This is a genomic window from Flavobacterium sp. N2820 (assembly GCF_025947285.1).
Classification (GTDB): domain Bacteria; phylum Bacteroidota; class Bacteroidia; order Flavobacteriales; family Flavobacteriaceae; genus Flavobacterium.
The window spans coordinates 890817-908978 of the sequence record NZ_CP110008.1; the positions used below are offsets into that span (position 1 = coordinate 890817).

Genomic DNA, 18162 nt, shown 5'->3' on the forward strand with positions numbered 1-18162 from the left:
TTGGCACAAATGTACTTAATTTGAAATTCTTTTTTATGAAGTTTAACAAAGGATTTAGTAATTTTAAGGATTGATTAATTTAGTACAACATTTTGACTTCCTTAATATCAAAATCAATCGTAGAATCATCTTCTAATGCAACATTGAGTTTTCCTTCAGAAGTAACTTTGATTATTTGACCAACAAATCGATTGCCATTCACGTCTTCAAATGTTGACACAATATTTTTCTTAAATAAATAATTGTGATATTTTTCCCAAAAAACAACTTCAGATTGCGAATTGAGTTGTTCTAAATTATTTTCTAACTGATTCACTACGCTTTTTAAAAGTAAATCTTTGTCAAAAAATTGTTGTTCCAAAAGACATAAAGAAGAAGCTTGCGGTAAATTCTCAAAATTTTCTTGATTAACATTAATTCCAATTCCGATAACGGATTGTATTTCTGCCTGACTTTTTATGCTGTTTTCAATTAAAATTCCGGCAATTTTTTTATTATCTGCCAAAATGTCGTTTGGCCACTTTATTTTAAATTGTTTAGAACTAATCAATTGCAAACCTTCTACAACACTTAGTGCTACAATGACATTTAATGTAAATAAATTGATTTTTAAATGCTTATTTTTAACATATAAAACACTAAAGGTTAGATTCTTACCCGATTCTATTGACCAAACCGCACCGCGTTGACCTTTACCATTTGTTTGGTGTTCTGCGGCTACTACAGTAAAATTTTCTACCCTTTCTGTAGCGGCTAATTGCTTTAAAAAAGTATTTGTAGAATCAATGGCATTGAGTTTGATTAACTTCATAACTATACTAACAAATTTTAATCTTGTGTTAAGGTTCAAAAATAATCACAAAAAATGATACCTTTGCATAAATTCAAAAATAATAAATGGCGAAGAAAAATATTAGCAATGATGATTTATTAGCAAACATCATCAAAGGAATTGAAGAAGTAAAAGGAGAAAATATTGATATTCTTGATTTAAGAGCAATTGATAATACAGTTTGTGATTACTTTGTAGTGTGTAATGGAAATTCAAATACACAAGTAAATGCAATAGTAGGTTCTATTCAAAAAATTGTTTCCAAAGAATTAAAAGATAAGCCTTGGCATGTCGAAGGTGCCGAAAATGGTGAATGGGTTTTAATGGACTACGTTAACATTGTGGTGCATGTTTTTCAAAAACACATTCGCGAATACTACAGAATAGAAAGTTTATGGGGTGATGCTAAAATCACAACAATCGAAACTAAATACTAAAACATTGTATGGCACAAAATAGTAATAACAATAGTTCAGGATTTAAATTTAGTCCATGGATGAGTATTGTACTTGTCCTAACGATTTTTTTTACAATTAGTCTGGTTACTAATGGAATTGATTTAAGCAATCCAGGCAAGACAAGTTTATCAAAATTCAATGAATTCTTAGCTGCTGGTCAAGTAGACAAAGTGACCTTTACCAACACGAAAGCTACAGTTTTCTTGAAAAAAGAAGCTTTATCGGATAAAAAACACGAGAAAGTTAAAAATGATATTACGAATAAATTAAATACTAAAGGGCCTCATTATTACTTTGAAATTGGTGATTTGAGAACGTTCCAAGAAACGTTGGCAAAAGCCGATGCTGAAAAGAAAATCAACTCCTATGAAAAGGAACCAGAGAGTATGTGGGGAGAATTACTTTCAATTCTTCTACCATTTTTATTACTAATTGGTTTGTGGATTTTCATGATGCGAAGAATGTCTGGTGGCTCTGGAGGCGGAGGCGGACAAATTTTTAGTATTGGAAAGTCAAAAGCAAAACTTTTTGATGAAAAAACCGATACAAGAACAACCTTTGAAAACGTTGCCGGATTAGAAGGTGCTAAAGAAGAAATTCAAGAAATTGTTGAATTCCTTAAAAATCCAGAAAAATATACTTCAATTGGAGGAAAAATTCCAAAGGGAGCATTATTAGTTGGACCTCCAGGTACAGGAAAAACATTATTAGCTAAAGCCGTTGCTGGTGAAGCTAAAGTGCCTTTCTTCTCTTTATCAGGTTCAGATTTTGTGGAAATGTTTGTAGGTGTTGGAGCTTCTCGTGTTAGAGATTTATTCAAGCAAGCAAAAGAAAAATCACCTGCAATTATTTTTATCGATGAAATTGATGCTGTAGGTAGAGCACGTGGAAAAAACAACATGACCGGTGCAAACGACGAAAGAGAAAATACATTGAATCAATTACTGACAGAAATGGACGGTTTTGGAACCAATTCTAATGTAATTGTACTAGCTGCAACCAATAGAGCCGATGTTTTAGACAAAGCTTTATTGCGTGCTGGACGTTTTGACAGACAAATTTATGTGGATTTACCAGATATTAGAGAACGTAAAGAAATTTTTGAAGTACATTTAAAACCTTTAAAAAAATCAGAAGAATTAGATACCGAGTTTTTAGCGAAACAAACGCCCGGATTTTCAGGAGCAGATATTGCTAATGTTTGTAACGAAGCTGCTTTAATTGCAGCGCGTAAAGATAAAAAAGCGGTAGATAAACAAGATTTCTTAGACGCTGTTGACAGAATTGTTGGTGGTTTAGAAAAGAAAAATAAAATTGTTACTCCAGATGAAAAACGTGCTATTGCTTTTCACGAAGCAGGTCACGCAACTGTAAGTTGGATGTTGGAGCACGCTGCACCACTTGTAAAAGTTACAATTGTTCCTCGTGGGCAAAGTTTAGGTGCTGCATGGTATTTACCTGAAGAACGCTTGATTGTGCGACCAGACCAAATGTTAGACGAAATGTGTGCTACAATGGGTGGAAGAGCTGCTGAGAAAGTTATTTTTGATAAAATTTCAACAGGCGCTTTGAGCGATTTGGAAAAAGTTACGCGCCAAGCAAGAGCAATGGTTACAATTTATGGATTAAATGATAAGTTAGGAAATATCACTTATTATGATTCAACCGGGCAATCAGATTATAATTTTTCAAAACCATATTCTGAAGATACTGCAAAAGTTATTGATTTTGAGATTTCTAAATTAATTGAAGAACAATACCAAAGAGCAATTCATCTTTTAGAAACAAATAAAGAAAAATTAACACAATTGGCCAATATCTTAATCGAGAAAGAAGTAATCTTTAAAGACGATTTAGAAACCATCTTTGGAAAAAGACCTTTTGATAAGGAAGATGAAATTCCTGTAGTTGAATAATACTTATCAACAAAATAATCTTAATAAAAAACTCAGCTGAATAGTCTATTTGCTGAGTTTTTTTTTATCTTTGATTTTTACTATACAATTTACCTACTAAAAATAGATGAGTAGTCTTTTTAGAAAATTTTTCGGAAACTCAGGTGAAGAGGCAGACAACGACAAAAAAAATGATGTCAAAAGTCCTTATGCACCCGATACTTCATTGCCAATTGATGAGCAATTTACTTTCAATTTCAAAGAAAATGGAGGTAAGTTTATATATTGTGAAAACCTGAATGAGGTGTCTGAAAATTTTGAAAACATACTAGCTGAAAATGATTGGTTTGAGAAAGAAACATTGTGTTTTAACCCAAATCTTTTTAAACTTTTAGAAGAAAACAGATTGTCTCCTAATGGTACCAGTGAAAAAGCAACGTTCTTTCTAACAAGTTGTGAAAACTTAGTGGCAGATGAAGGTTCTATACTTTTTTCTTCCAATCAACTAAAACATTTTAAACCAAACGAATTGCCTACAAATATGATTGTATTTGCAACAACGAGTCAAATTACAGGTACAAAAGGTGATGGTTTAAGAAGAATAAAAAATGCACACGACAAAAATTATCCCACAAATATTACAACCATAAAATATTTTGAAGAAGTAAAAGAGCAAGATTTTCTTCATTATGGAAGTTGCCATAAAAATCTCTACCTCCTTCTTTTAGAAGATTTATAGAATGAACGAAACGCTGAAAAGAGCATTATCTGGAGCCGTTTATATAATTTTATTATTAGGCTGTATCTCTTACTCACAAGAAAGTTTAGCAATTCTTTTTGGTGTATTCTTGCTAATTGGCGTATATGAATTTTGCAAAATAGCAGCATTAAATTTATACATTTGCCTACCCATTGCGGCTGTTTCCTATTATTTCTTTTGGAATAAAAGTCAGGACATCATTTTAAAAACAAGTATTGTAAGTTTATCTATACTTATTTCTATAAAACTTTTATTGTATTTATTCAATACTCAAAAAACCAACTTTAAAATCATTACTCGCTATTTATTGCTAATTGGATATATTATCATTCCGTTTATCAGTACAAACTATGTAGCAATTGGTAAAAATGGCTATAATCCCAAAATATTAATCACCATTTTAATTCTCATCTGGGCAAATGATACGTTTGCCTATTTAGTAGGTAAAAATTTTGGAAAACGAAAACTCTTCCCAAGTGTTTCACCCAAAAAAACCATCGAAGGTTTTGTAGGTGGAATGTTTTTTACAATTATTTCAAGTGTTTTATTGTCTAAATTTTATATCGAATCAAACATTTTGTACATTTGGATTGTTATTGCAATAATAGTTAGTATTTTTAGCACATTAGGCGATTTGATTCAATCAAAGTTCAAACGTGTGGCTGGCATAAAAGACAGCGGGAAAATAATGCCCGGTCACGGAGGTATTTTAGACCGATTAGATAGTATTATCTTTGTAATCCCGTTTATTAATTTGTTTTATTTAATTTTATATTATGTTTCATAAAGAAGGTTCAAAACTCATTTTTATCACCCTACTGTTAGTAGTTGGAATCATTTTTTTAGCAGATGCTTTTGTATCAATTGAATGGCTAAGAACAACAATGTTTATTTTTGCAATTGTAATTTTAGTCTTAGTACTCCAATTCTTTAGAAATCCTACGCGTGTTGCAGACAATAGTGATAATCATATATTAGCGCCAGTTGATGGAAAAGTGGTTGTCATTGAAGAGGTTTACGAACCCGAATATTTTAAAGACAAACGTTTAATGGTTTCCATTTTTATGTCACCTATAAATGTACACGTAACACGTTATGCACTAAACGGAATTGTAAAATATAGCAAATACCACCCTGGAAAATATTTAGTAGCTTGGCACCCAAAAGCTAGTGAAGAAAATGAAAGAACAACAGTAGTAATTAACAATAGAGTCTATGGTGAAGTGATGTACCGTCAAATTGCTGGTGCATTGGCAAGAAGAATTGTAAACTATGCAAAAGAAGGTATGCGAGTGGTACAAGGAAAAGATGCTGGTTTCATTAAGTTTGGCTCAAGAGTAGATTTATATTTACCGCTAGGAACTGAAGTAAATGTGAAAATTGGAGAGAAAGCTATTGGTAATAAAACCGTGATTTGTAAAAAAGCATAAATGAGCGAAAAAGATTTAAATACATTATTTGATGAAGCATTTGCAAACGCGCAATTGATTCCACAAGAATCTGTTCCGCAAGATATGCAATTAGTCTTGTATGGACTATACAAGCAAGCTACTTCAGAAAGTACCAATAAATTATATTTTCAAAATCCTCAAGACTTGCGAAATGCATTCAAATTTAACGCCTGGATGCAAGTCAAACATATTTCGGCTGATGAGGCAAAAACACAATATATTGAACTCATCAATCAATTAATGGCAGAACGCAACATTAAATCTTAAAAAATGAAAAAAGTTTTTATCATTTCTTTTTTAGCCGCCACTCTTTTAAGTTGTAAAAAGGATAACGAACTCATAGAAGTAAAAATTCCTGATCCTGAAGTTCCTGTTACACAAACAGCTTTTGGAAATCCAGCTGATGTAAAAGTAAATGAAGGTGGCGTTTTTAAAATGAAAGGCCTAAAATATGCTTATGATGCTTTAGCGCCTTTTATTGATGGCAAAACCATGGAAATTCATTATTCTAAACATCATTTAGGATATGCCAATAAATTAAACAAAGCGATAGCGGGAACCGATTTAGAAACAAAAACTATCGAAGAAATTTTATCAAAATTAGACCTAAAAAATGCTGCGCTAAGAAACAACGCGGGTGGATATTACAATCACAATTTGTTTTTTGAATCTTTAAACCCAAAAGCAGGTGGCACACCTTCAGGCGAATTAGCACAAGCAATCGCAACAGAATTTGGCTCGTTTGACGAATTTCAAAAGAAAATAACAGAAGTTGCAACCAATCAGTTTGGAAGTGGTTGGGCTTGGTTGGTCATTACTAATGAAGGAAAACTTGCCCTTACCAGTACTTCAAATCAAGACAATCCTTTGATGCCAAATGCAGAAGTTAAAGGAACTCCTATTTTAGCAATTGATGTTTGGGAACATGCTTATTATTTGAATTACCAAAACAAACGTGCTGATTATTTAACTGCAATTTTTAACGTTATCGATTGGAATGTGGTGAATGCAAAATATGAATTAGCCATCTCAAAACTGTAATTTTTACATACTTACTCATTTAAAAACTTTAAATATAAAGCTTTCATTGAGGCATTAGAAGTAAACGACAATTGTTCTATTTGTGTTCTGTAAGCTGGATCTTTAAGTAATTCACGAATTTTTGTTCTTGCAAAAAGGGTAAACTGCCATTTGTGATGATTTGTAGCTAAAAACAATTGTGTAATTACTTTTTCATTCATAAAATCAATTGAAAGAAGCGCTTCCAAAGCATTTTGCCTAATAGAACTTTCATAATGAGCTGATGCATAATGCAACAATTCTAAATAAAAATCTAACCTTTGAGTTTCAAACGCTGGTGTATCATAGGCTAACCTTAACCATGTTATACGTAAACTTTTATCGTTATTTCCTATCAAACGTCTATTTTGAAATAAATATTTTTCTCTATCGTCAGGGAAACTTTTACATAAATTTACTAACGCAATTTCTTTTGTTTGATACGAATTATCATTCAACAACGTTTCATATTGCGATTTAAAAGCTTCTGGAATTACTGGTGTGGATTCAGCAACTGCTCTTCGTACTAAAACATCATTTGTCGCCAAAGCAGTTTCTAAAATCACTTTACGTTCATCAAATGGTACATTTTGCGTTCGATAAACAATATATTGCTTCACAGGATAATAGGCATCTGATTTTAGAATTTCGGTTAATTCGGATAACGACTTGTTGCTTTTCTTTAAAGCAAAATAGTCTTGAATGAATTTGTTTTTTGATAAATATCGTTGAGCAATTTCCATCTCAAAACCTGATTGTTCCAACCAAACCTTTTTAAAATTTTCAACATCATAACCCGAAACAGCTTTCACAATTTTCAAGAAATCATCCGTGTTTACATTCTTGTATTTGTATTTTTTTAAATACTTTTTTACGGCTTTTTGAAAATCCTTAGCCCCGATGTCTTCTCGCATCACATGCAACGCCCAAGCCCCTTTTTTATAAAACGATAACGAACTCGCCTTTTCATTCATTACGGGAATGGTATCTGTTTTGGAAGCACGTTTTAATTGTTCGGCATAATCATATAATTCTTCATAGAAATAATCATCGCCAAACAAATGACGCTCTGCTAATAACGCATAATAGGTAGCAAAACCTTCTTGTAACCAATGGTGTTTTCCGGATTGCGCCGTAATCAAATCACCAAACCATTGATGCGCCAACTCGTGTGCGTTAACGTTAATATAATTTCGATCGTTAAAACCTATTGAATCCACCACAAAATCTTGTGCAAAAATTGTTGAAGTCGTATTTTCCATTCCCGCATACAAAAAATCACGAACGGGAACCTGACGGTAAATGCCCCAAGGATACTTCACTCCTATTTCTTGTTCCAAATAATCAAATAATTCTTTGGAATAGCGATACGTTGGTTCAAATTTTGAAACATCATTTTTATCTAAATAAAATTCTAATGGCGTTCCCGATTTGGTTGATGCAAATTGCCTTTCAAAATTTCCAATAGCCAACATCACTAAATAAGAAGACATTGGTTTTTGCATTTTAAAATGCCATTGTTTTCCATTTAAAATAGAAGTAACAAAACTAATTCTGTTTAGGCTTCCATTAGAAATTACCTGAAATTGTTGCTTAAATTCGACCGACAAATTAAAAATTACTTTCTCATTCACATCATCAAAACTGGGCAACCAATGACTGGTATAACGTCCTTGTCCTTGGGTCCAAATTTGCAAATTTTCATCTTGACCTGTAAAATAAAGGGTTTGCTTTGGTTTTGCAGAATAACTAAAAGTTAGTTTATTTTTTCCTTTCTTAAACCCTTCGAATAAATCTAATGTTTTTCCTGAATTTTTGAATTTCACCAAGTTTCCATTCATGATAACTTGAGAAAACTCCATATTTTTAGCATCTATTTTGATGGTATCAATTACTTTTTTTACTTTTAACTCATACGTAATAGTTCCAGAAATTGTTTTTTCTGAAGCATTTGGAAGTACTAAAGCATCACATTTAATAAAATCAACGTTATTAATTTGTTGACCAAATGACAAATTAATGAAAAACAAGGCTAAAAGAATACGAAACATCTTGATGGATTTTAATAATGTACGAATATAAACATTTTCAATTTCACTGATTTTAAATTAACAAATTATAAACTATCTTCGCTTTTGGTTTTAGAACGCAGATGACACTGATTTAACGGATTCACACTGATTTTCCATGTTAACTCTGAAAAGTGAAACGCTCTTAATCTACAGTTAGTAAAACTTATGTGGCTATGTGTTTCAAACTAAAAATGTTAAACAACGAATACTGATCACTGAGACTGAACACTGAACACTGAACACTGAGACTGAACACTGAGACTGAACACTGATCACTGAATACTGAACACTAAAAATGAACTTACTCGAAACTCCCATAGAATATCTCAAAGGCGTTGGTCCACAACGTGGTGATTTATTGCGCAAGGAGTTGGGCATTCATAAATATGCCGATTTACTGAATTTATTCCCAAATCGTTATATTGACAGAACGCGTTATTATAAAATTAACGAACTCCAAAACAGCAATTCAGAGGTTCAAATCGTAGGGAAAATCATCAATATAAAAACGGTTGAACAAGGCAAAGGACGTTCGCGATTAGTAGCTACTTTTGTCGATGATACAGGCCAAATGGAACTCGTGTGGTTCCAAGGTCAAAAATGGATCCACGAAAGCATAAAAATCAATATTCCGTATGTGATTTTTGGAAAAGTAACGCAATTTGGCGCTACTTACAACATGGCACATCCCGAAATGGAATTGTTAGAAGAACACAAAGCAAGTCTTCGTTCAGCCATGCAACCCGTTTATCCAAGTACTGAAAAATTAGGAAACAAAGGGATTTCAAACAAAGTCATTAATAAAATGATGCAGCAATTGTTTGTGGAAACCCAAGCCTTATTTTCTGAAACTTTACCCAATTATCTTTTAGACGAATTAAAATTAATTCCAAAAAATGCGGCTTTATTCAATATTCACTTTCCAAAGAGTCAAGATTTATTGGCAAAAGCGCAATTCCGATTGAAGTTTGAAGAATTATTTTTCATTCAATTGCAATTGATTACGAAGAATCTGATTCGCAAACACAAAATCAAAGGAATGCCTTTTGAGCGCGTAGGTGAAAATTTTACAAATTTTTATAATAACCACTTACCTTTTGATTTAACGAATGCTCAAAAACGCGTTTTAAAAGAAATTAGAAACGACTTAGGAAGCAACGCTCAAATGAACCGTTTGTTGCAAGGCGACGTGGGTTCTGGAAAAACAATTGTAGCTTTAATGTGTATGCTTTTGGCAAAAGATAATGGCTTTCAAAGTTGTTTAATGGCACCAACTGAAATTTTAGCAAATCAGCATTTTAACGGCATTACCGAATTAGCTAAAGAACTCAATATCAATATAAAAATCCTTACTGGTTCAACCAAAACTGCAGATAGAAAAATCATCCATGAAGCCCTAGAAAATGGTTCTTTAGATATTTTAATTGGCACACATGCCTTATTAGAAGATAAAGTTCAATTCCATAATTTAGGTTTAGCAATTATAGATGAACAGCATCGTTTTGGTGTGGAACAAAGAAGTAAATTGTGGGGAAAAGCTTCCCCTAACCCAGAGAAAAGAGTTGAAACAGAACGTGTATTACAAAAATATCAAACGGCTCGACCTTCAACATATGCACTTTTAAAAGAACTAAAAACAGAAAATAAAAAAAACAGCACACAAGCAGAAAATGTTCTTTGGGACTATTTAAGAAATAAAAATCTAAACTATAAATTTAGAAGACAACACATAATAGATATTTTTATTGCTGACTTTGTTTGTTTAGAGAAAAACCTGATAATTGAAGTAGATGGTGGTTATCACTACACTTTAGAACAAAGTGAAGCCGACGAATTGCGAACCCAAATATTAAATGAAATTGGTTTTAAAGTAATTCGTTTCACCAATGATGAAGTAATTAATAATACCGAAAATACAGTAAAAAAAATATCCGCAATCTTGGAAAGCCTCCCTTCTGGGGAGGTTGGTGGGGCAACTATTCCGCCTCATGTTTTGGTAATGACTGCTACTCCTATTCCTCGAACCTTAGCTATGAGTTTGTATGGTGATTTGGATATTTCAGTCATTGATGAATTGCCTCCAGGAAGAAAACCGATTCAAACAGTTCATCGGTATGATTCAAACCGATTAAAAGTTTGGAAATTCTTAAAAGATGAAATTGCAAAAGGACGCCAAATCTACATTGTATATCCATTAATTCAAGAATCTGAAAAAATGGATTATAAAGATTTGATGGACGGTTATGAAAGTATTTCAAGAGATTTTCCACTTCCTCAGTATTCCATTTCTATCGTTCACGGTAAAATGAAACCAGCCGATAAAGACGAAGAAATGCGCCGCTTTTCGGAAGGAAAAACAAATATTATGGTCGCAACTACTGTAATTGAAGTTGGTGTAAATGTACCCAATGCTTCCGTAATGGTCATTGAAAGTGCAGAACGTTTTGGATTATCACAATTGCATCAGTTACGCGGTCGTGTGGGGCGTGGCGCTGAACAAAGTTACTGCATCTTAATGACGAGTCACAAACTAAGCAACGATAGTAAAATCCGAATGGAAACGATGGTTCGTACCAATGATGGCTTCGAAATTTCGGAAGTAGATTTAAAATTGCGAGGTCCAGGTGATATTATGGGCAAACAACAAAGTGGGGTGTTAAATCTTCAAATTGCGGATTTAGTCAAAGACAAAGACATTTTGCAATTGGCTAGGCATCACGCAATAAAACTCCTAAAAGAAGATGCACCAATGGAACAACCTGAGCATGCTAAACTAAGAGAAGCTTTTATTGAAATCAGTAAAAAGAAAACCATTTGGAATTATATTAGTTAGTTGAAATTTTCAAAACTATTTCCTCTTAAACTTTTAAACAACTAAACTTTTAAACTTCTTTCAACATTTGTATCTACAACAATGTTAAATAAATGGTAAGGTTTTGGCATAATTAGTTCGTAAAAGTTAGCTTTGTAGCAACAAAAGCCTTCATTACCATGAAAATAAAAACGATCAGTATTACGCTACTAATTATTGCCCTACTTGGATTAATCGGATATAGAGTTTTTTCAAATGCTGAAGAATCGGCTAAAAACAACAAAAAAGGGGATAAAAAACCTCCAATGACAGTGGACGCTGTTGTTGTCTCTGAACAAAATTTCTCAAATACCATTTCACTTTCAGGGGCCATTGAAGCCAATGAAAATGTAGAAATTAGAAGCGAAGTTTCAGGTATTGTAGAAAAAATTTATTTCACCGAAGGTACAAATGTGAGCAAAGGTCAAGTTTTAGTAAAAGTAAATGATATCGAATTACGCGCACAACTATCGCAAGCTACTACTAGACAAAGTTTGGCTTCCGAAAATGAAAGAAGAGCCAAATTATTACTACAAAAAGAAGCCATCAGTCAAGAAGAATATGAAATCGCAAGTGCCGAATTTAGAAGCTTAAAAGCGCAAACGCAGTTGATTCAAGCACAAATTGCTAAAACAACCATTAGAGCCCCTTTTTCAGGTAAAATTGGCTTGCGAAATATTTCACCAGGAACTTATGTTACACCCGCTACATTAATTACAAAATTAGTAAGCTCAAATCAAGTCAAAATTAGCTTTTCAATTCCTGAAAAATATGCTTCAGAAGTTGAAAACAATACAATCATTCAATTTACAATTCCAAATAATAACCAAAAATATAGTGCTAAAATTTATGCTATTGAACCGGAAATTGAAACTTCAACGCGAACCTTAAAGATCAGGGCTATCGCAGAAAATTCAAAAGGAACATTATTAGCCGGAACATTTGCAACGATTGAACTTCCATTAAAAAATATCAAAGGAGCAATAAGCATTCCTTCTGAAGCGGTAGTTCCTGTTCAAGACGGAAAAGTAGTATACATCGCAAACAATGGAAAGGCAAAAGAAGTTAAAATTGAAACAATCACAAGAACTGATAAAGATGTAATTGTAACGGAAGGCATAAAATCGGGAGATACCATTTTAACGTCGGGCGTTATGGCTTTAAAAGACGAAGCCGATATTAAAGTTAAAGTAAAACAAGCAAAACTTCCAACTTCTAACTTCTAACTTACCCCCTTAAAAATGAGTTTATCCACCTTAAGCATAAAAAGACCCGTATTTACTATAGTAATCAACCTTTTGATTATTCTATTTGGTATCTTGGGATTTAGTTATTTGGGCGTTCGCGAATTCCCATCTATAGACCCTGCCGTAATTAATGTTAGAACCAATTATACGGGTGCGAATTCTGATATCATCGAATCGCAAATTACCGAACCTCTTGAAAAAGCAATTAATTCTATTGATGGAATTCGAAACATTACCTCTTCAAGTAATCAAGGTTCAAGTAATATTACAGTAGAATTTAAATTAGAAAAAAACTTAGAAGAAGCGGCTAATGATGTGCGTGATAAAGTTTCTCAAGCCATTAGAAGTTTACCGCAAGATATTGATGCACCACCTGTTGTTTCGAAAGCTGATGCCGATTCGGATGCCATTATTTCGATGACGGTTCAAAGTCAATCTAGAAATGCCCTAGAATTAAGTGATTATGCTGAAAACGTAATTTCTGAACGAATACAAACTATTCCTGGTGTCAGTAGTGTTCAAATTTGGGGACAAAAAAGATATTCAATGCGAATTTGGATGGATCCCATCAAATTAAATTCATACGGAATCACAGTAGCCGATGTTCGAAATGCTTTGGACAAACAAAATGTAGAATTACCATCCGGAAAATTAACGGGTGCCAATACAGAATTAATGGTAAAAACCTTAGGGAATTTATCTACAGAAAAAGAGTTCAACGACATTATTATTGTTTCTGATGCAAATAAAACCGTTCGTTTAAGTGATATTGGTAACGCAGTTTTGGCTTCTGAAAATTTAGAAACTAAGTTTACAGAATCTGGAAACCCGATGGTAGCTGTAGCGGTTATTCCACAACCAGGAACAAATTATTTAGAAATTGCAGAGCAATTTTATGCTGAAATTGAAAAATTAAAAAAAGATTTACCCGCTGATATCAAATTAGATATCGCTTTAGATAATACTATTTTTATTAAAAAATCGGTAGTTGAAGTTGCTGAAACTTTAGCCATATCTGTAGTTTTAGTAATCATTATTATCTTTTTATTCTTTAGAGATTGGTCCATCGCATTCCGACCTTTGATTGATATTCCTGTTTCGTTGATAGCAACTTTTTTTATCATGTATTTGTGCGGATTTTCTATCAATGTATTAACATTATTAGCTATTGTTTTAGCCACAGGATTAGTAGTGGATGACGGAATTGTGGTTACCGAAAATATCTTTAAAAAAGTAGAAGAAGGTATGTCGCCTATCGAAGCGGCAATCAAAGGTTCAAACGAAATTTTCTTTGCCGTAATCTCGATTTCGGTAACATTAGCTGCCGTTTTCTTACCAATTATTTTCTTGGAAGGTTTCGTAGGGCGATTGTTCCGAGAATTTGGCGTAGTCATTGGGGCTGCAGTGCTAATTTCGGCCTTTGTATCCTTAACATTAACACCTATGTTAAATGCTTATTTAATGAAAGGTGGCGAACAAAAGAAAACCAAATTCTATGAATTTACCGAACCTTTCTTTGTAAATTTAAATAAAGGTTATGCCAATTCCTTGACTAAATTTTTAAATAAAAAATGGTTAAGTTTTCCAATCATTGGGGTTTGTATTGGACTAATTGTATTGTTTTTTGCAATTCTTCCTAAAGAAACAGCTCCTTACGATGATAGAAGCTTAGGTATCATTAGTGTTACAACTCCCGAAGGGGCAACGTATGAATACACCGACCGCTTCATGGAAGAATTATCGGATTTAATTAACGATTCTATTCCTGAAAAAAAGGTGGCATTAGTAATTACATCCCCAGGTTTTTTATCGTCATCCGTAAATGCAGGAAGGGTACGTTTGGCATTGGTTGATCCTAGTGAAAGAGAAAAATCACAAAAAGAAATAGTAGACGACTTAAACAAATGGACCAAAAAATATCCACAAGCAAAAGTAAATGTTTCTGAACAACCTACTATCTCAGTAAACAGACGCGGTGGCTTACCGATTCAGTACATTATTCAAGCGCCAAATTTTGAACAATTGAGAGCGAAAATTCCGCAATTCATGGAAGAAGCAAGTAAAAACGAAACGTTCTCCAATGTGGATGTCAACTTAAAATTCAATAAACCTGAAATCAACGTAACGATTAATCGTGAAAAAGCAGAAAGTTTAGGCGTTTCTGTTTTAGATGTGGCGCAAACGTTACAATTATCGTTGAGCGGACAACGTTTTGGCTACTTTATGCGAAATGGTAAACAATACCAAGTAATTGGTCAGTTTGACGAAAAAGACCGTGATGCACCTTTAGACTTGACTTCAATTTTTGTTAAAAATAAAGCTGGCGCACTAATACAATTAGATAACGTAGTTGAAGTAGAAGAACAAAGTAATCCACCACAATTATTTCACAACAATCGGTATATGTCAGCAACAGTTTCTGCTGGCTTAGCACCGGGTAAAAGTATGATTGACGGAATCAACGCCATGGACGAAATCAAAGAAAAAGTATTAGACGATACCTTTACAACCGATTTAGGTGGTGAATCGCGTGACTTCGTTGAAAGTAGTTCGAATACTTCTTTCGCTTTTGGTTTGGCTTTGCTGTTAATCTATTTGATTTTAGCCGCACAATTTGAAAGTTTTATTGATCCGTTTATCATCATTCTAACGGTACCGATGGCTGTAGCGGGAGCTTTATTCTCACTGTGGTTATTTGGACAAACATGGAATATTTTTAGCCAAATTGGAACCGTCATGCTGATTGGATTGGTAACCAAAAACGGAATTTTAATTGTTGAATTTGCCAACCAACTGCGCGAACAAGGAAAATCAAAATACGATGCTATTTTAGAAGCTTCTGAAGCGCGTTTACGACCAATTTTAATGACCAGTTTAGCCATTGCTTTAGGTGCGTTACCAATTGCTTTATCACTTGGAGCAGCTTCTGCAAGTAGAATGGGAATGGGAGTTGTAATTGTAGGAGGAACGATGTTTTCGTTAATCTTAACTTTATTTGTAATTCCTGCCATTTATTTAATGTGGTCGAAAGCCAAAAAACATAGACCTGAATTTGATAATTTAGACGCTTTAGAGAAATAAAATAAACCGCAGATTCGCAAATTAAAATTTGGAAAGCAAAATTAGAATCCAATACATCGGTACTTAATTCAAATGAAGTATGCTTTATAAAAATTAAAAAATCTGTGAATCCGTGGCAAACAAAAACATTATGCGAAATTTATATATAACTTTATTCATTTTTATTCTTGGAATTTCTGTGCAAGCACAAGAATTGCTTTCATTAGAAGATGCCGTAAAAATTGCATTAGAAAACAATTATGATATTAAAATTGCGGAAAACAATTCCAAAATAGATGCCACCAATAACAATTTAGCCAATGCGGGAATGTTGCCTTCCCTAAATGCAAATTTTACAAACAACAACAGTCAATTGGATACCAAACAAACCCAAGGTGATGGCTCTGAAAGGGAACTAGACAATGCCAAAAACATGAATTTAACCTATGGCGTTGGTTTAGATTGGACTATTTTTGATGGCTTAAGTATGTTTGCCCGAAAAGAGCAATTGAACGTTTTGGAACAACAAGGAAAAGCCGAATTACAAGCGGCTATTTTAACTAAAATTAGCGATGTATACCTAACCTATTTTGATTTGGTACAACAACAACAAGTAATCGCATCAATTGACACCGCAATTGTGATTTCTAACCAACGCTTAACTACCGCACAAAATCGTTTTAGTATTGGAAAAGCTTCAAAATTAGAAGTATTGAATGCACAAGTAGACTTGAACAGTGATATAAGTCTGCTTTTAAAACAAAAAGAATTATACCGCAATACCAAAATCAGAATGAATGAATTATTGATTCGTGAGATACAAACTGATTTTAAAGTAGCCAAAGAAATCGCATTTGATCAAAATTTAGATTTCAATGCACTCAAAGAAACTGCTGAAAAACAAAACCCGCTGTTACAAGCGCAAATTTTAGAAAAAAAAGTAGCCGATTTGAATCTAAAACAGGTCAAGGGCAATCGCTATCCAACCGTTAGAATTACTTCTGGATATAACTTTACACGCTCTGAGGCTTCGTTGGGATTTATTACCCAATCTTCTGGACAAGGTTTTGTATATGGAGTAACCGCTACAGTGCCAATATTTAATGGCTTTTTACAAAATAAAAATGAAAAAGTTGCAAAATATCAAGTGGAGAATGCTGGCTTAGTATTGGAACAGCAAAAATTAGCTTTAACGGCACAATTAGCTACTTTGTATGCAAGTTACCAAACCAATTTGGAACTCGTAAAAGTAGAAGAAAAAAACCTCGAAATCGCAAAACAAAACCTAGATATTACTTTGGCAAAATTCAAAATCGGGACCATTACTACCATCGAGTTTAGAACCGCTCAACAAAATTTTGTGGAGGCATCCGTTCGTTATTCCAATGCGCAATACCTAACCAAACTTTCCGAAATTAACTTAAAAGAATTAGCAGGTACTTTACAACTAAATTAATATATTTTTACTGTTAACTTATAACTTTTAACTTATAACTTATAACTTTTAACTTACAAATGGTTCAATACAACCCTAAAGACTGGATTACCTTCATTTTTCGTTTTCACGAATCAGATACCTTTCGTCAACTGATTCCCATGATGATTTTCATTGGATTGTATGCAGGAGGCATCGCTTATTTAGAGTTAGAATATTGGAACCTTTCCGAAAATAGCCATGTAAAAAACCTTACCGTAATGCATACAACAGTAGGTTTTGTATTGTCATTATTGTTAGCCTATCGAACCAACACCGCCTATGACCGTTGGTGGGAAGGCAGAAAACAATGGGGCGCTTTAGTAAACAACAGCCGAAACTTAGCCATAAAAATAGCTGCCTACACCACAGATGAAAGCGATAGAAATTTTTTAGAAAAGTAATTCCTGCTTATGCCTCAGTACTTTCTAAACATTTATTAAATGAAGAAGTCAGCAAAATGCTGTTTGAAGGCTTAGAGTTAGAAATGGATCACCACAAACACCGCCCTAATCAGGTGGCTAAAATGCTATTTCAAAAAGCAAATGACTTGTACACTTCAAAAAAAATAACGGGGGATCAATTTTACATTATCAATGCTGAACTGCAATCGTTTACCGATATCTGTGGGGCTTGTGAGCGTATAAAAAACACCCCTATTCCCTACTCATACAGTTCTTTTATCAAAAAATTCATCTTCTTTTTTGTAATGACTTTACCCTTTGGATTCGTATTCAGCTTAGGCTATTATGTAATACCTGTGGTAATTTTCATCTTCTATGTTTTAGCGAGTTTAGAATTAATCGCAGAAGAAATCGAAGACCCATTTGGCAACGACGCTAACGATTTACCCATGACAAAAATTGCTTCCAATATTAAAAAACATGTGGAAGAAATAATTTAAGCAATTAATAATCAACAGTTCAGAAATGATTTTTCTTTAAATCCTAATGGTTTAAAAATTAGTAGTAAGATAAATAATCACATAAAATAGATTTTGAAA

13 protein-coding genes and 1 pseudogene are annotated in these 18162 nt (G+C 33.3%); 12 read left to right on the top strand and 2 right to left on the bottom strand.

The window, feature by feature from the left end:
• Positions 1 to 79: 79 nt before the first annotated feature.
• On the bottom strand, positions 80 to 811 hold the full coding sequence (locus OLM52_RS04200; protein ID WP_264549893.1) for a biotin--[acetyl-CoA-carboxylase] ligase: 732 nt from the start codon (positions 809 to 811) through the stop codon (positions 80 to 82).
• Between the two features lie 86 nt (positions 812 to 897).
• Between OLM52_RS04200 and rsfS the strand changes: the two genes are divergently transcribed.
• From rsfS to OLM52_RS04235, 7 genes are all read left to right on the top strand, one after another.
• A complete protein-coding gene (rsfS, locus tag OLM52_RS04205; protein WP_262318426.1) occupies positions 898 to 1269 on the top strand; it encodes a ribosome silencing factor in 372 nt (123 codons plus the stop codon).
• Between the two features lie 8 nt (positions 1270 to 1277).
• Complete coding sequence (ftsH, locus tag OLM52_RS04210; RefSeq protein WP_264549894.1) at positions 1278 to 3206, top strand: ATP-dependent zinc metalloprotease FtsH; 1929 nt, start codon at positions 1278 to 1280, stop codon at positions 3204 to 3206.
• A 106-nt stretch (positions 3207 to 3312) separates the two neighbouring features.
• A complete protein-coding gene (locus OLM52_RS04215) occupies positions 3313 to 3924 on the top strand; it encodes a lactate utilization protein (protein ID WP_264549895.1) in 612 nt (203 codons plus the stop codon).
• A gap of 1 nt (position 3925) precedes the next feature.
• On the top strand, positions 3926 to 4732 hold the full coding sequence (locus tag OLM52_RS04220) for a phosphatidate cytidylyltransferase (RefSeq protein ID WP_264549896.1): 807 nt from the start codon (positions 3926 to 3928) through the stop codon (positions 4730 to 4732).
• Positions 4722 to 5375, top strand: coding sequence for a phosphatidylserine decarboxylase family protein (locus OLM52_RS04225; RefSeq protein WP_264549897.1), 654 nt, complete (start codon positions 4722 to 4724; stop codon positions 5373 to 5375). The genes OLM52_RS04220 and OLM52_RS04225 overlap by 11 nt, the downstream gene beginning before the upstream one ends.
• Positions 5376 to 5663 (top strand): acyl-CoA-binding protein, encoded by a 288-nt coding sequence (locus OLM52_RS04230; protein ID WP_264549898.1) that lies wholly within the window; start codon positions 5376 to 5378, stop codon positions 5661 to 5663.
• A 3-nt stretch (positions 5664 to 5666) separates the two neighbouring features.
• Entirely contained in the window at positions 5667 to 6437 is a 771-nt protein-coding gene (locus OLM52_RS04235; RefSeq protein WP_319800220.1) for a superoxide dismutase, read from the top strand.
• Between the two features lie 11 nt (positions 6438 to 6448).
• Here OLM52_RS04235 and OLM52_RS04240 read toward each other — a convergent pair whose 3' ends face one another.
• Positions 6449 to 8506 (bottom strand): M1 family metallopeptidase, encoded by a 2058-nt coding sequence (locus OLM52_RS04240; protein ID WP_264549899.1) that lies wholly within the window; start codon positions 8504 to 8506, stop codon positions 6449 to 6451.
• 316 nt (positions 8507 to 8822) lie between these two features.
• On the opposite strand from OLM52_RS04240, the gene OLM52_RS04245 reads away from it, so the two are divergent.
• The 5 genes and pseudogenes from OLM52_RS04245 (at position 8823) to OLM52_RS04265 (ending at position 18063) form a co-directional block, all read left to right on the top strand.
• Positions 8823 to 11360, top strand: coding sequence for a DUF559 domain-containing protein (locus OLM52_RS04245; protein WP_264549900.1), 2538 nt, complete (start codon positions 8823 to 8825; stop codon positions 11358 to 11360).
• A 158-nt stretch (positions 11361 to 11518) separates the two neighbouring features.
• A complete protein-coding gene (locus OLM52_RS04250) occupies positions 11519 to 12604 on the top strand; it encodes an efflux RND transporter periplasmic adaptor subunit (RefSeq protein ID WP_264549901.1) in 1086 nt (361 codons plus the stop codon).
• Positions 12605 to 12619: 15 nt separating this feature from the next.
• Positions 12620 to 15706 (top strand): efflux RND transporter permease subunit, encoded by a 3087-nt coding sequence (locus OLM52_RS04255; RefSeq protein ID WP_264549902.1) that lies wholly within the window; start codon positions 12620 to 12622, stop codon positions 15704 to 15706.
• A gap of 130 nt (positions 15707 to 15836) precedes the next feature.
• Complete coding sequence (locus OLM52_RS04260; protein ID WP_264549903.1) at positions 15837 to 17141, top strand: TolC family protein; 1305 nt, start codon at positions 15837 to 15839, stop codon at positions 17139 to 17141.
• Positions 17142 to 17200: 59 nt separating this feature from the next.
• Positions 17201 to 18063 (top strand): annotated as a pseudogene (locus OLM52_RS04265) (bestrophin family protein).
• Positions 18064 to 18162 lie beyond the last annotated feature (99 nt).

Bases quoted from the DNA above. Each gene is read 5' to 3' on its own strand.
- OLM52_RS04230 (WP_264549898.1), top strand. From the start codon at position 5,376: ATGAGCGAAAAAGATTTAAATACATTATTTGATGAAGCATTTGCAAAC.
- OLM52_RS04250 (WP_264549901.1), top strand. From the start codon at position 11,519: ATGAAAATAAAAACGATCAGTATTACGCTACTAATTATTGCCCTACTT.
- ftsH (WP_264549894.1), top strand. From the start codon at position 1,278: ATGGCACAAAATAGTAATAACAATAGTTCAGGATTTAAATTTAGTCCA.
- OLM52_RS04245 (WP_264549900.1), top strand. From the start codon at position 8,823: ATGAACTTACTCGAAACTCCCATAGAATATCTCAAAGGCGTTGGTCCA.
- OLM52_RS04255 (WP_264549902.1), top strand. From the start codon at position 12,620: ATGAGTTTATCCACCTTAAGCATAAAAAGACCCGTATTTACTATAGTA.
- OLM52_RS04260 (WP_264549903.1), top strand. From the start codon at position 15,837: ATGCGAAATTTATATATAACTTTATTCATTTTTATTCTTGGAATTTCT.
- OLM52_RS04225 (WP_264549897.1), top strand. From the start codon at position 4,722: ATGTTTCATAAAGAAGGTTCAAAACTCATTTTTATCACCCTACTGTTA.
- rsfS (WP_262318426.1), top strand. From the start codon at position 898: ATGGCGAAGAAAAATATTAGCAATGATGATTTATTAGCAAACATCATC.
- OLM52_RS04200 (WP_264549893.1), bottom strand. From the start codon at position 811: ATGAAGTTAATCAAACTCAATGCCATTGATTCTACAAATACTTTTTTA.
- OLM52_RS04220 (WP_264549896.1), top strand. From the start codon at position 3,926: ATGAACGAAACGCTGAAAAGAGCATTATCTGGAGCCGTTTATATAATT.
- OLM52_RS04215 (WP_264549895.1), top strand. From the start codon at position 3,313: ATGAGTAGTCTTTTTAGAAAATTTTTCGGAAACTCAGGTGAAGAGGCA.
- OLM52_RS04235 (WP_319800220.1), top strand. From the start codon at position 5,667: ATGAAAAAAGTTTTTATCATTTCTTTTTTAGCCGCCACTCTTTTAAGT.
- OLM52_RS04240 (WP_264549899.1), bottom strand. From the start codon at position 8,506: ATGTTTCGTATTCTTTTAGCCTTGTTTTTCATTAATTTGTCATTTGGT.